Source organism: Rhodopirellula sp. P2, assembly GCF_028768465.1.
Taxonomy (GTDB): Bacteria; Planctomycetota; Planctomycetia; order Pirellulales; family Pirellulaceae; genus Rhodopirellula.
The window spans coordinates 5,175,729-5,188,763 of the sequence record NZ_CP118225.1; the positions used below are offsets into that span (position 1 = coordinate 5,175,729).

General features: G+C 58.6%; 9 protein-coding genes. 5 read left to right on the top strand and 4 right to left on the bottom strand.

Annotated features, from left to right (window positions below; all coding sequences use genetic code 11):
* Window positions 1-10: 10 nt before the first annotated feature.
* Complete coding sequence (locus tag PSR62_RS18310; RefSeq protein WP_274404445.1) at window positions 11-3,277, bottom strand: PSD1 and planctomycete cytochrome C domain-containing protein; 3,267 nt, start codon at window positions 3,275-3,277, stop codon at window positions 11-13.
* 151 nt (window positions 3,278-3,428) lie between these two features.
* Between PSR62_RS18310 and PSR62_RS18315 the strand changes: the two genes are divergently transcribed.
* Together PSR62_RS18315 and PSR62_RS18320 are read left to right on the top strand one after the other, a co-directional pair.
* Window positions 3,429-4,193 carry an AraC family transcriptional regulator gene (locus tag PSR62_RS18315; protein WP_274404446.1) on the top strand — a complete coding sequence of 255 codons (765 nt, stop codon included), beginning with the start codon at window positions 3,429-3,431 and terminating at the stop codon, window positions 4,191-4,193.
* A gap of 509 nt (window positions 4,194-4,702) precedes the next feature.
* Window positions 4,703-6,112, top strand: a complete 1,410-nt coding sequence (locus PSR62_RS18320) for a vitamin K epoxide reductase family protein (protein WP_443217444.1) — start codon at window positions 4,703-4,705, stop codon at window positions 6,110-6,112.
* Window positions 6,113-6,201: 89 nt separating this feature from the next.
* On the opposite strand, the gene PSR62_RS18325 is transcribed toward PSR62_RS18320, so the two are convergent.
* Window positions 6,202-6,669: a hypothetical protein gene (locus PSR62_RS18325; RefSeq protein WP_274404448.1), complete on the bottom strand. Its 468-nt coding sequence runs from the start codon at window positions 6,667-6,669 to the stop codon at window positions 6,202-6,204.
* A gap of 28 nt (window positions 6,670-6,697) precedes the next feature.
* Between PSR62_RS18325 and truA the strand changes: the two genes are divergently transcribed.
* The 3 genes from truA (at window position 6,698) to PSR62_RS18340 (ending at window position 10,313) form a co-directional block, all read left to right on the top strand.
* Window positions 6,698-7,558: a tRNA pseudouridine(38-40) synthase TruA gene (gene truA / locus PSR62_RS18330; protein ID WP_274404449.1), complete on the top strand. Its 861-nt coding sequence runs from the start codon at window positions 6,698-6,700 to the stop codon at window positions 7,556-7,558.
* 302 nt (window positions 7,559-7,860) lie between these two features.
* Window positions 7,861-8,775, top strand: coding sequence for an FHA domain-containing protein (locus PSR62_RS18335; RefSeq protein ID WP_274404450.1), 915 nt, complete (start codon window positions 7,861-7,863; stop codon window positions 8,773-8,775).
* Between the two features lie 59 nt (window positions 8,776-8,834).
* A complete protein-coding gene (locus PSR62_RS18340; protein WP_274404451.1) occupies window positions 8,835-10,313 on the top strand; it encodes a lipopolysaccharide biosynthesis protein in 1,479 nt (492 codons plus the stop codon).
* Between the two features lie 24 nt (window positions 10,314-10,337).
* Here the strand turns inward: PSR62_RS18340 and PSR62_RS18345 are convergent, their stop codons facing one another.
* Window positions 10,338-11,951, bottom strand: coding sequence for a sulfatase family protein (locus tag PSR62_RS18345; RefSeq protein ID WP_274404452.1), 1,614 nt, complete (start codon window positions 11,949-11,951; stop codon window positions 10,338-10,340).
* A 197-nt stretch (window positions 11,952-12,148) separates the two neighbouring features.
* Window positions 12,149-13,030: a hypothetical protein gene (locus PSR62_RS18350; protein ID WP_274404453.1), complete on the bottom strand. Its 882-nt coding sequence runs from the start codon at window positions 13,028-13,030 to the stop codon at window positions 12,149-12,151.
* Window positions 13,031-13,035: the final 5 nt, after the last annotated feature.

Consider the following 13,035-nt stretch of genomic DNA (forward strand, 5'->3'; position numbering starts at 1 on the left):
GCAAACCGACTCACTCACGTGTCATGGCTTCGTCGAGATTCAAGATCAGGCTGGCGGTTGTTTGCCAAGCCGCGGTTTCGGCCGCCACGTCTTCACCAGGCGGCCCGGTTTGCCCGACCGAACAAAACTCAATCGCGTCTGCTAGATGGTCGGAGTAGTACTGGTTCGTGCGGCTCCAGACGGATTTCAACGCGGCCAATTCAGGCGTGCTGAGTGTTCGCGAAAGAACTCGCCCGGCCAGCGCGTTGGCATTGGATTCCCAGGAGGTTTCCGCGGAGGAATCCGACGGGCAAACGATCGCATCCGCAATCGCCCGAGAGGACTCCAACATGGTTTCGTCGTTCATCAGCGTCAGGGCATGCAGCGGGGTGTTGGTGCGGCGAACGCCGACTTCACAAACACGGCGTTGAGCACTGTCGAACAGAAACGTCGGTGCACTGCTGCGCCGCCAAAACGCGTACAGAGTTCGCCGGTACTGCCGATCCCCAAGGCTGGGTTGATAATCAAACCGTCCCATCGTGATCTCAGCCCAAACGCCAGGCGGTTGATACGGGTACACGGGCGGTCCACCGACGGTGGGATCCAACAAACCGGAAACTCGCAAGGCATTGTCACGAATCATCCACGCGGGCAAACGAAACCGGGGTGCTCTGGCAAGCAATCGATTTTCGGGGTCCCGTTCCAACAACTCGGCGGTTGCCACGCTGCTTTGCCGATACGTTTGGCTGGTTGCAATCAGGCGAAGAATGTGTCGCAGATTCCAATCATTTTCCATCAGCTCGACCGCCAACCAATCCAGCAATTTCGGATGCGTCGGCAATTCACCTTGCAAGCCGAAATCGTCAGGGGTTCGAACCAACCCAGCGCCGAACATCAATTGCCACATGTGGTTGGCGGCAACACGTGCCGTGAGCGGGTTTTTGGGATCGACGATCCAGTTCGCCAAGTCCAACCGCGTGCGTGCCTTTTCGGCTGGCCATTCCAGGACACTGGGCAGCACAGCGGGTTGAACAACGTCGCCTTTGGCATCCCAGACGCCACGCAACAACACATGAGTGTCACGCGGTTTTTCGCGTTCCTTCAACACCATGACTTTCCGCGGCTGGGACTGCTTTTTCAGATCCGCAAGCTGCTTGCGAGCTCGTTTCAAGCGGTTGGACGCGAATTGGTAGTCTTCGTCTGCAAGCAAGTATTGGTCGAGCAGTCGCTGGCGGAGTTTTTCGTCGACGAGCTGCTCATCGTCCTCTGGATTCCGTTCCACGTTGAGAAGTTCGACCAATTCTAAGATCGGAGAACCGCCATCGACCCGCCGAACCGTCTCGCCTTGCTCGGACGACAGCGAGACACGAAACCGGCCGATGTTGGCGTGCCCGTGGGTGGAGCGGTGACGCAGAAGCACAACAAATTGGTCGCCCGGTTCGACCTGCCAAGGTTGCTCCAGTTCGTAAACCCCGACGTGAGGCGAGATCGTTTCGGCACCGTCGGTCGTCCAACCGTCGCGAGCGTCATCGTTGAGCGTTTCGCGAATTCCGCCGTACTTTTTATCCCACTCGGTTTCACGTTTCTTGTCCGCTTCGTAATCGGCCATCGCATGCGATAGATCCAATTGGCTCTCGGAGGGACTTCCTTCGCGGCGGCCCATGGCGAGGACGCTGGTCAGTGTGAACTCACCATTGCCGTCTCGTGCAAAACGCCCGTCCACGTGCGACGGGTGAGGAAACACTTCGATGCGGATCCCGGTGACACGAGACATGTCGCTGGGGATCTGCATGACCACTCGGTAGTCGTCTTGAACCGGCGTTGGCCCGTGCGTTTGCACGATGCCATCGGCTTCGACTTCGAACTCGGTTCCCTCGCTGCTGTTCAGTTTCGGCGGCGGCATGTGCCATGCCGAATGTTCAGAGGGTGGATTACTTCGGAACTCTGACAACCATTTTTCGAAACGTTCCACGGCACGTTGTTTTTCGGTGACTTCGGCTTCTTCCCACTGAGTGACAAACGTCGCGAATTCGTTGACTTGTGGATCGACCGTGGGAGATTCGAATTCCAGGTAAGGCGTTGCATTCATCCCCGCTCGACCATCCTCGTCGATGCTGTTGAAGTAGGCCGCCAACGAGTAGTAATCGTGATGCGTGATGGGATCAAATTTGTGCGTGTGGCATTGCACACAGCCCAGCGTCAGCCCCAACCAGACGGTGCCAGTCGTGTTGACTCGGTCGATGACGTAGTCGATGCGAGATTCTTCGGGATCGCGGCCACCTTCGCCATTGGTCATGTGATTGCGATGGAAACACGTCGCCAGCTTTTGCTCGGCTGTTGCATTGGGCAGCAAGTCGCCGGCGAATTGTTCGATCGTGAATTCGTCAAACGGTCGGTTGCTGGCAAATTGCTCGATCACCCAATCTCGCCAGGGCCAGTTTTCTCGCGTGCCGTCTTGTTGGAAACCATCCGAGTCGGAATAGCGGGCGGCATCGAGCCACCACATCGCCATGCGTTCGGCGTAGTGAGGGGATTCGAGGAACTGATCGACCAAACGATTCCACTCCGCGTCCATCCACGACGCATTCATGTCGGCTGGCAATTCCGCCATCTGCTGCGTCGTCGGCGACATGCCAGTCAAGTCAAATGCCAGACGTCGAAACTGGGTGATCGGAGCCGCCGGTGGACTGAGCTGCAGATCGTTCTCAGCCAGTTTGTCGATCACAAACGCATCGATGGGATGTGGCGCTGTGTCAGGCACACTGGGGCGGGTCAGCTTTTCAAATGACCAGTGTTTTCCCCAGTGGGCACCGTCGAGAATCCATTGCCGGATGGCCTCCCGTTCCTTGTCGCTGAGCGGTTTCCGATGCGAATCGGTTGGCGGCATGACCGCGTCTTCATCATCCGAAACGATCCGGTTCCAAAGCTCACTGCTTTCAAGATCACCGGGCTGCACCGCCGCGTAACCACCGCGGTCTTCTTTGGCAGCCGATTCCACGTCCAGTCGCAAGTCCGCTTCGCGATTGCCTTCATCGGGCCCGTGACAATGAAAGCAGCGATCCGACAGCACCGGCAGCACGTCGCGAGAGAACGACACTTCGTCGGCTTGAGCGTCTGCCGCATCGATCGATCCGATCGCAATCAGAACGAGAACGAACCCAATGATTGCCTCGGCTCGGCCAGTCCAAGCATTCCCAGCAGCGGGCTTCGGACGCAATTTCGCTCCCAGCGTTGACTCCGGGAGGAATGCGGACGACTCTTTCGGGCATCCGAGATTTTGGACGATGAGTTCACTCATGCGATCGGCGTGGTGGGGCAGGAGGCAGGCGAACAACGCGAAACGGACACAACCGTGGCGTCAACGATACGACGTCGTTCAGGCATTCATTATTGTCCACCCACGACTGGATGTCTTGCCGATTCATTGCATCGATTTGTAAAATCCTCGCATGACCAAATCCAACCCAGACGTCACAGAATGGCGAAACGAAGTCTTCGGAAGCATTGTCAATCCCTTGGCATGCTTGCAGCTATTCGATTATTTGCCACAGGTTTACATGTACGTCAAAGCCGCCGATGGACGTTACTTGCGAGCCAATCGCGTGGTCTGCCGGGTCGTGGGGGTGGACGATGAATCGGCGATCATTGGGAAGACCGACTTCGATTTCTTCCCACCCGCCACCGCAACGCAGTACGTCGAAGAGGACCGGCGAGTGGTCGCATCGGGGGAGACGCTGACCGACCAGGTTTGGTTGGTCCCCGACAGCCGCGGTGTGCCCCAGATTTATTCCTGCAACAAGATCCCTCTGCTCAACCAAGCAGGCGACGTGGTGGCACTGGCGGGAGTGAAACGGCCTTACCATGACTCTGAGGCTCCCGAGAGCGGGCATTTGCGACTGTTGAAGGTGGTGCAGTTCGTGACGCAACATTACGGCGACGAAATCTCGGTTTCGGATTTGGCTCGAGAAGCCAACCTGTCACAAAGCCAATTGCACCGCGAATTCACCCGTTTGTTTGGAATCACCCCCAACCACTACCTTCGCGAAGTTCGGGTGGGCGTGGCCAGGCACCTGCTGGAGACCACGCAGGAAGCGGTGGGGGTGATCGCGGCCAGCACCGGGTTCTATGACCAGAGCCATCTCACGCGGCAGTTCAAGACCTCAACCGGGATCACCCCGACAGAATACCGCCGCACGTACAGCCCGCTGCAGTGAGTGCGGCGGGGTTGAGACGGGCTGGACCGTTGTCGTTGCCAGCGTGAACGCCGGGATCAACCGGTGGTTTGCAACGCGACGGCCCGCCGAAAGTTCCCAAATTGAGACGGTTGGCAACCGAAAATGCGACACTTTTGACGACACGCCAGCGGGCATGATGGACCGAAAGCCTCCACCTCGGGTGCCGAAACGGGGACCATTGGTTCATTTGCTTTCAAATCCGTTGCCGAGTGGCTGAGCGAGTCCCCTTGGGAGCGTCAAACCTGGCGTTTTCAGCAATCTGGGCAACTTTCCTCAAGTCGTTCAATCATTGGCACACAAACTGCAATCCAAGCGATCCAACGCAACCTGATTTTCTCACCAGACATTCGCTTGGATCCACCATGGCCACCGTCGACCTGCACTCCTCCGGCAATCATTCGCTTTCCCGCGAGCATCAACGCCCGTGGAACGAGAGATTTTCAAGGAGTGCGTCGTTGCCGCGGCTTCGAGTCAGTGCGTGGTGGACCATGCTGATGTGCAGCATCGTCGCGCTGGGCACGAGCAGTTACCTCGCCTACACCGCGTTCACATCCTCCCCTGTGGCCGGGTGCGGTGGCGGAAGCCTGTTTGATTGCAGTCACGTGCTGCACAGCCGTTGGTCCAAGGTCGGGGCCCTGCCGGTCAGCGTTCCAGCCATCCTGACGCACGTCAGCGTGATCTCGCTGCTGTTGTTCCAGCCAATCAGTGTGTTCTGGAACCGAGTCCGCTGGGGCACGCTCGGCGTCGTCGCTCTGACCGCCGGTGGAGCCGCCATCTGGTTCATCGGCCTGCAAGTCTTTGCTCTGGGGCACCTGTGCCCGTACTGCATGGTCGCTCACGTCGCGGGAATCGTTCTGGCGGGCACGTTTCTGTTCAGCCGCCCTGCCCAAACCCCATCGCTGCGGTTGGTGGGATCGCTCGCGGCGGCCGGGTTGGCCGCGATGATCACCCTGCAAGTCGCAACCGAACCAGCCCCCACATTCGAAGTCATTGATCATAGCGCACAACCAGCCACATTCGAGGCACCTGGCGTTCCCGCATCACCAGGCACGTTTGAGGCACCAGGCACGTTCGAGGCACCGGGCGTGTTCGAAGCCCCCGGCACGTTCCAGGCTCCTGCCTTGTTCGAAGCCCCCGCAACAGGCGACTCCGCTCAAGCTGGCGAGATCGAAGGCCTGTTCGCGCCGCCAGAATCAGTCCGCGTGAATCGGAAAGCAACCGAACTGCTCGCCCAAGTTTCCAGCCTCGATCCATCACGCCTCGCCTTGGCGTTGATCCATCCCGCATCGATGTTGACGATGGAGGTCGCTGCGGAACCAGACCCGACACCGAAGACGGCTGAGATTTTGGGCGGAGTTCGGTTGGCAACCAAGGATTGGCCGCTCATCGGAAAACCCGACGCGGAAATGGTGCTGGTGGAGATGTTTGATTACACCTGCCCGCACTGCCAACGCACGCACGAGTCACTGGAAGCCGCGAGAGAACACTATGGCGATCGATTGGCGGTGATCGTGTTGCCGGTTCCTTTGGACGGCCGCTGCAATCCGGCGATCCAGAGCACCAACGCGATGCACCGCGAAGCTTGCGATTTGGCCAAGCTGGCCGTCGCGGTTTGGATCGTTGACCGAGAAAAATTCGCGGACTTTCACTCCTATGTGTTCGAATCCAAGCCGACGCTTGCTCAAGCGACATCGCACGCTTCCAAGTTAGTTGATGAAGCCAAGCTGAAATCAACGATGAGCGGTCCGACACCTTCGGAATACATCCAAAAGCACGTGCAGCTGTATCAGCGAGCGGGCTCGGGCACGATCCCCAAGTTGTTGTTCCCCAAGACAACAACCGTGGGTGCGGTGGAATCTTCCCAAGCGATGATTCGATTGATCGAGCAACACCTGTAGAAACGAATGTGGCATCGGCTTCCAACCCGTGATGGAACCTGAAGGTGTGCTGCTCGATCACAGGCCGGAAGCCGATGCCACCTTCTTCCTCAGCTTGCCGCGTCGATTCGCAAGGCGACTTCTGCGACGCAGCGTGGAAGGTCCGATTGCGTTTGAGATCGCAGCTCGATCTCAATCTGGTTTTGCCCCTTCAGCGGTTGCGGCACCCGCAACAGGTTTGAATCCTGCTGGCCAGCTTCACTCGGGTCGCCTGAGCCGATGACGACTTCGTTCAATCGAACCACGAAATGGTCCTGCAAGGCGGGAACGATTTCAATCGAGAGCTGATCGGATGCTTCCAATCCCGTGGGGCAATTGAAATGCCGGCGATAGATGGCATGATATTCAGCCGATGATTCCTCGCCCTGGCCGTCCTGTGCGTCAGAGACTTCGGCCATCGAGACCACGTCGTTCGCCGAAGCGTCCGGCACATTGACACGGTCTGCTCGATGAAGCGATTGTCCATCGCGAAAAATTTCGCGGGTCCAGGGGCGGCGCAATCGAATGCGGTGAGTCATCGAGATCCGGTCTCCACAGAGAATTGAATTGCAAGCCAACGATCGAACTCGCGCGTCACGCCCTCGCACCTTTCACCTGACGGTGGCGTACGACGGCACCGAGTATTGTGGCTGGCAAGTGCAGCCTGAACAGCGGTCGATCCAATCGGAATTGGAACGTGTGATTGAGCCTTTGGCCGGACGCCCCGTCCGCATCCTGGGCAGCGGCAGAACCGACGCGGGCGTTCACGCGATCGGGCAAGTCGCTCGCTGTGTGCTGCCGACCTGGAACGCCGGAACGGTTGCTCTGCTGCGAGCGATCAACAGCAAGTTGCCGGACGACATTCGCGTCAAAGCGGTTCGCGAAACGCGGGAACGTTTCCACCCCATCGCCGATGCCATCGGCAAGCGGTATCAGTACTTGGTGCAGATCGGCGGAGGTCGCGATCCGTTCGCCTACCGTTACGTGCATCGCGTCGGCGGACCGATCGACCAGGCGGCGATGCAAGCGGCGGCGGCCAAGTTCGTCGGACGCCATGACTTCAAAGCGTTTCAAGGAACGGGAGCCGAACGCCCCTCGACCGTGCGAACGATCCATTCAGCGAAGTGGTTCCGCCGGACCGCGAATGATCCCACCGGAACGGAACTGGAAGGCGAACCCTGGTGCTTCGAAATTGAAGGCGAGGGATTCCTTTACAACATGGTTCGCAACCTGATCGGCACGATGTTGGAAGTCGGACGCGGACGCAAGCCGCTGGAGTGGATCGACGATGTCTTCGCCAGTTATGATCGCAAGCAAGCCGGCCCGACCGCTCCGCCGCAGGGACTGTTCCTCTGCCGCGTGGATTACCCGGACGAAATCTTTGAACTGGACGAACCTGAGATCGACGGGCCTGAACTGGACGGCTGACTCAATCCGTACTGAGCGACCGGCCGTGGCCCCACACAAGGCAACCGGACTTGAAAAGTCGGCAAATGCGATCCGCTTTTGCTATGCTTCTCTTCTCAGGAATCCTTTTGAAACAAGTTCGTCTTCACCGAGTGGCGTAGGCCGCTGGGTGCGTCACCAGAAGGCTCGTGTCCTTCCGTTATCGTTTGGAATACAGAAGCCGATTCCGAACGAGGCCTCGGCAGAGGCCTTGCAGCATTCGCGGGCGGCCACTGAACGGTCGGACCAGATCCTTTCCTCCGAAACGCGAACGATTGATTCTGGTGTCCGAAAGTTCCGCACTACTGATCCTTGCCTCCGGGAGCCGGGCTGGTTTGGTCGCCGCCATTCGCACCGGCTACTACGTGATCGGTCGGGATCGAGGATGCCAGATCCGCCCCAAGAGTCGATCTGTCAGCCGGAAACATTGCCTGTTGCACTGGGAAACGCCCCTGAATTCGGAACCCCGGTTTCGCATCTTTGATTTGAACAGCACCAGCGGCACGCGGGTCAACGGAACTCGCATTCCCCCCCGAACCTGGGTGGAATTGATCGACGGTGCCGAACTTCGATGCGGGAAAATCGCATTCGCCCTCGCGATCGATGCGGGCGAAAACGCGGACTCCCGATGCTCACTGGATGAGCTGGCCAAACCGACAGGTGAAACGGCAGACGCTGCCCCCGCGGCGAACGTTTCGATGCTGGAAGGCGACGCCTGGCAAGAGATCGACATCGCATCGTTCCTGCAGGTCTCCACACCGATCACACGAGAAGCGGGTCACGACGATATCCGCGGCAATGCCTCCAACCCTGCCCCACAAGGCTCTGAATGGGGAATCTTCGAGAGCGAGGATGACTTTTCCGATGACACAGCGGCGGAAGAGTCCGATCAATCGTCATCGAGTATCAACGCCGCGCCCCAGATGACTGCCCCCGAGAAACCGATTCCTGACGCCAACCAGGACAGAGAGAAAAGTCAGGCCGCCGAGAAAAACTCGGATGCCGAGAAGAACCTCCACACTCGAAAGTCCCCTTCCCAGAAGGCAGCCGATTCAACCGTTTCCAGGTTGGTCGATCGGAACCAAGTCAAAATTTTCGCGGCGCTCGCCATGACGGTCGCCGTGTTGGTCTTGGGTGGCTACCAAGTCCTGCAATTTTGGCAGGGTCCCGAAGCTCAAATCATCGATGGAATCGACTGATAAATCGAGAGTTGGGGGTCCAGGCGGATGCACTGATCGCAACTATACTGCTCCGCAATATGACTTCTGACCCCCTCTCTACCGACCCGAACTCGCTGGATGCATCCGGTCCCACGGGTGATCGGTCTGACGTCTTCGATCAGAAAGGGGCGTCGTGCGACGGATCAAACTCCGCCACCGGCACGTGCTCTCCCGCGATTTCGAGCTCTGATTCCGGTCTGGCGATCGCCGGCGAGGCCACACCTGGACCGGCGGGCGCCCCCCGTTCGGAAACGCCAGCCAACGCCCGTCTCGCCCCCAGCAAATTTGCAAAAGCGATTTCGTTCGGGCAAACCGTTGGGTTCGCGTTTGCGATTGTCGCCCTGCAAATGGGCCAAGGCATTTTGTTGGCCCGATTGCTAGGACCGATCGGCCGAGGCGAATACGCGACCACGGTCTTGTACGTGCAAATGCTGCTGTACATCGGCTTGTTCGGTGGTCTGGAGGTCATCTGTCGCTATGCCGCGGATCGCACCGTCGAGACGATCAAACTTCGACGGGCAGCGATGTGGTTGGGCCTGACCACGGGAGTCATCACAACCGGATTGGTTGTGATCTGCAACGCGATCGCATTGCCTGACGAAAAAGCGTACCTGATGTCGCTGGGTTGCCTGTGTGCGTTCAGCGTCATCGGCCAGCACGTGATGTTGATCATGACCGCCGTCGATCGTGGAGCAGGCGACTTCACTCGGTACAACCTCCGCCGGTTCATCTCCGCGGCCGCGTTCCCGGCTCTGTTGTTGGTCGCCGCTCTGCTGACGGAAGTGACCTTGAATCTGGCCTGCGTGTTGTTTGTCATCGCCTCCGCGATTTCGATGGCCGCCTGCGTGGTTGGACTTCCCAAAATTGCAACGGGCGAGAGTGAACCGCCTGTCAATCAGTTGCTCAAGGAAAGCCGTCCTTACGGATTTTCCATGTTGGCAACGGATCTATTTGAGCGACTGGATCTGTTGTTGGTGATGTGGTTGGTGCCGCTGCTGACACAAGGCTTCTACGCGGCGATGGTCCCGGTCGTCTATCCGTTGACGGTGATCCCCAACACGCTGGGGATTTACCTGTTCAATACCGGAGCGGACCGCAGCAAGCGTTTGCAGACTTCGGATGTGCACCGGATCCTCGGTGGCTCGATCGCAATCCAGACCGTTTCCACGATCGCGTTCATCATCTTGATCGGCCCCTTGGTGCGACTGGTTTACGGCGAAGAATTCGCACCGGCGATCGTGTTCGCGTGGTGGCTGGCACCGGTCTCAGCGATCAAAGGCATCCTGCAAGGGCTGGACAGTTACGTCAAAGGGCGTGGCAAACCGCTGGCTCCGATCCGCTGCCGAATCGTCGCCTCGGTTGTCATGCTGGGTTTGACATTCGCCTTCGTTGGAACCTATGGCGCGATCGCAATCGCGGCCGCAGCGCTGGTCGGCCAAGTCATTTGCTTGGTTTGGTTGTCCGCGATTGTCTACGCCGACGTTCGCGAACAGAACGCTGAGATCGAACCGAACTGAATTCGCTTGCTGGCGAACGGGCGGCTACTTGGGGCGACGTTTGTCCAACCAATCCAGCTTTGGAACCCGCTCGGGCGACTGCTTCGCCCACTCGGGTTTCGGGAACCAACGCAGACCGCTGTATCGCGGGTAGGTTTCCCAAATGTCACCGCCATCGGGCCCGGAAACTCGTGGGTCGTCGGTTTCGGTGAGGTAATCGTTCAGACGTTGACTCAGAGCTTGCTTGACCTCCGCGAATTCGGGATGAGCGGCCAAGTCATTCAAGCAGGCTGGGTCTGCCTGGATGTCATAGAGCTCTTCCGCGGGACGCTTCGCAACGGCCCACTGCAAGTACTTGGCAAGCTCTGTGTCATCGTGGTTTTCGACCAAGAACGTGAGTGACGGACAACCATCAATGTCGTGGTAGCCTTCATGCATCGGCCCCAGTTCCTCGGCAAGGATCGCGTTGTTCTTCGGGTAGCCTCCCGAGCCAAATTTCTGCGGCGCGCCGGCGGGCCAGCGTTCTGGACGGAAGTTGCGAATGAACAGGTATTGGTCCGTCCGGATGCAGCGTTGCGGGTACCCGAGCGATTCATACCGCACCGATGAATGCCGTTCGCGTCCCGAAAAAATCGCCTCGCGACCGGACTCCACGGTTCCCTGTTTGCCTGACTGAAGCAATCCGACCAGACTGCGGCCGCTCAACGGTGTTTTCGCCGGAGGATCCACCCCGGTCGCATCGTAGATGGTCGCCGTCACGTCGATCAAATTGACCAGGTCATCAACGGTTCGATCCCCCTTCACCTGCGCCGGCCAACTGATCGCCAGCGGCATGTGGATGCCATACTCGTACACGTTTGCTTTGGCTCGCGGGAACGCCATCCCGTTGTCGCTGGTCACGATCACAATCGTGTTGTCGAGCTCGCCCGCTTTCTCGAGCGTGTCGAGCATGCGACCGAGGTGTTGGTCGAACCACTGGATCTCGTAGCAGTAGTCCAGGATGTCGCTGCGGATCTCGGGCGTGTCGGGCAAGAACTCAGGCACGACGACCTTGGATGGATCCATGCCGTTTTTCAGCCCGATGCCTTTCTCAAACACGCGGTGAGGTTCTTGGCATCCGAACCAAAAACTGAACGGTGCGTCTTCTGGTTTTTGCTGCAGGAACGACTCGAAATTGGCGGCGTAATCAACGCTGCTGATTCCACCGGGTGACTTCATTTTCTTGGACGAGAAAACCGGCCCAGCAGGATTGCGAGAACGCTCGCTGATTTTCCAGTTCCCCGGCCCCCAGCCTTTGCCGGTGTACCCAACAAAGTAGCCGTCGTTTTCCAGTCGGTCCGGGTAAACCTCGTACTTCGTCGCGAAAGAACTGGCGTGCGTTCCGGCGTGTTCGATTTGCCAGATGTTCCGTCCTGTCAAAAACGCCGCCCGCATGGGGCTGCAACCGGGTGCCGGGGTGAACGCGTTGTTGAACAGGACGCCAGCGCGTGCGACGCGATCAAACGCGGGTGTCTGGATCGCTTGGTACCCGTAGGCCGACGTGTGCGGGAACGATTGATCGTCCGAAATCGCGACCAAGACATTGGGGCGATCGGCGACAACAAGATTCGCCGACGAGAGGGTGACGGCAAACAACAATGCGAGCTGGATTCGGTACAAACGAACATTCCTTCCGCGAGAGAAACTGACTGCGAAGGGAAGATCTTAGCTCAGCTGATGCCGGCGTGCTCGCTAGGCAGGTCGGCTGAAATGATCGGGCACAACCATGTGAGCCGTTTGGGCGTTAGCCTGGCCTGCGTGTGAAGACCGTGGCTAACGCCAACGGCTCACATACCCGATGACACCTGCGTACCTGCTTAGGGCTGCAATTGAACTTGGCGAAGATCCGTGCCCGTCGGAACTCCCGCCAACATGGCTTGTAATTTCATCCTGGCGGGGATTTCCCCGGCGACTTCTTCGCCCGGTGGACTGCCCCAGAACCAGCGTTCGCCGTCCTGGTTCGCAATTTCCAACTGCACAATCGGGTTTTGACGCAAATCACCATGCACCCCGATGCTCTGCAACTTCAAGTCTTCGCGATGCGGTGCCAACAATCGAGCCAACAAGGCCGCGGCATGCACTCGGGTGTCGCCGAAGGGAGATCCCAAACGGCCCGTGTGATAGGCACCGGGAACGATGATGTGCAGGTAGTGATCGGTTTCGGACGGTGCAAAGTCGCTGGGCAGCAGCGTGCCTTCACCGTCAACGACTAAGAAACCTGGCCCGGTCTTCGGGTCAACGACGTACACCATCGCGACTGGCAATCGGTAATCCAATCGCACGTCGAGTCGGCCCTGAGCTTTCTTGCGCACGCCGACAACACGGTGCACCCACGGGTGACTGGCGAATGCCGACGCCACTTTGGCGGACACCTGAGGGTCCAGCAGCGACATGTCTTTCATCGCTGTTTCGGTGTAAACCGCGTCGATGATGTCGGTTCGAACGTAATCCGGCGGTGGTGTCACCGAGATTTGTTGAACGTTGATGCCATGAAAGGTGACGGCAAAGTAGTCCGCCCACCAGGTTTGCCAAGCGGCATACCCAGCGACCAATAAGATTGCCGGCCAAAGAATGGACAAGACCGCTGGTGCGCCGATCAGACTGCGCACCCACCCCACCGTGGTCGGCTCATCCGCGTTCAAGTCGCGTTTGCGACGAATCAATCGCGGTCGTTTTTCGGAGGTGGACGTCTCGCTCATCCGAG

Bases quoted from the DNA above. Each gene is read 5' to 3' on its own strand.
- PSR62_RS18310 (WP_274404445.1), bottom strand. From the start codon at position 3,277: ATGAGTGAACTCATCGTCCAAAATCTCGGATGCCCGAAAGAGTCGTCC.
- PSR62_RS18315 (WP_274404446.1), top strand. From the start codon at position 3,429: ATGACCAAATCCAACCCAGACGTCACAGAATGGCGAAACGAAGTCTTC.
- PSR62_RS18320 (WP_443217444.1), top strand. From the start codon at position 4,703: ATGCTGATGTGCAGCATCGTCGCGCTGGGCACGAGCAGTTACCTCGCC.
- PSR62_RS18325 (WP_274404448.1), bottom strand. From the start codon at position 6,669: ATGACTCACCGCATTCGATTGCGCCGCCCCTGGACCCGCGAAATTTTT.
- PSR62_RS18340 (WP_274404451.1), top strand. From the start codon at position 8,835: ATGACTTCTGACCCCCTCTCTACCGACCCGAACTCGCTGGATGCATCC.
- PSR62_RS18350 (WP_274404453.1), bottom strand. From the start codon at position 13,030: ATGAGCGAGACGTCCACCTCCGAAAAACGACCGCGATTGATTCGTCGC.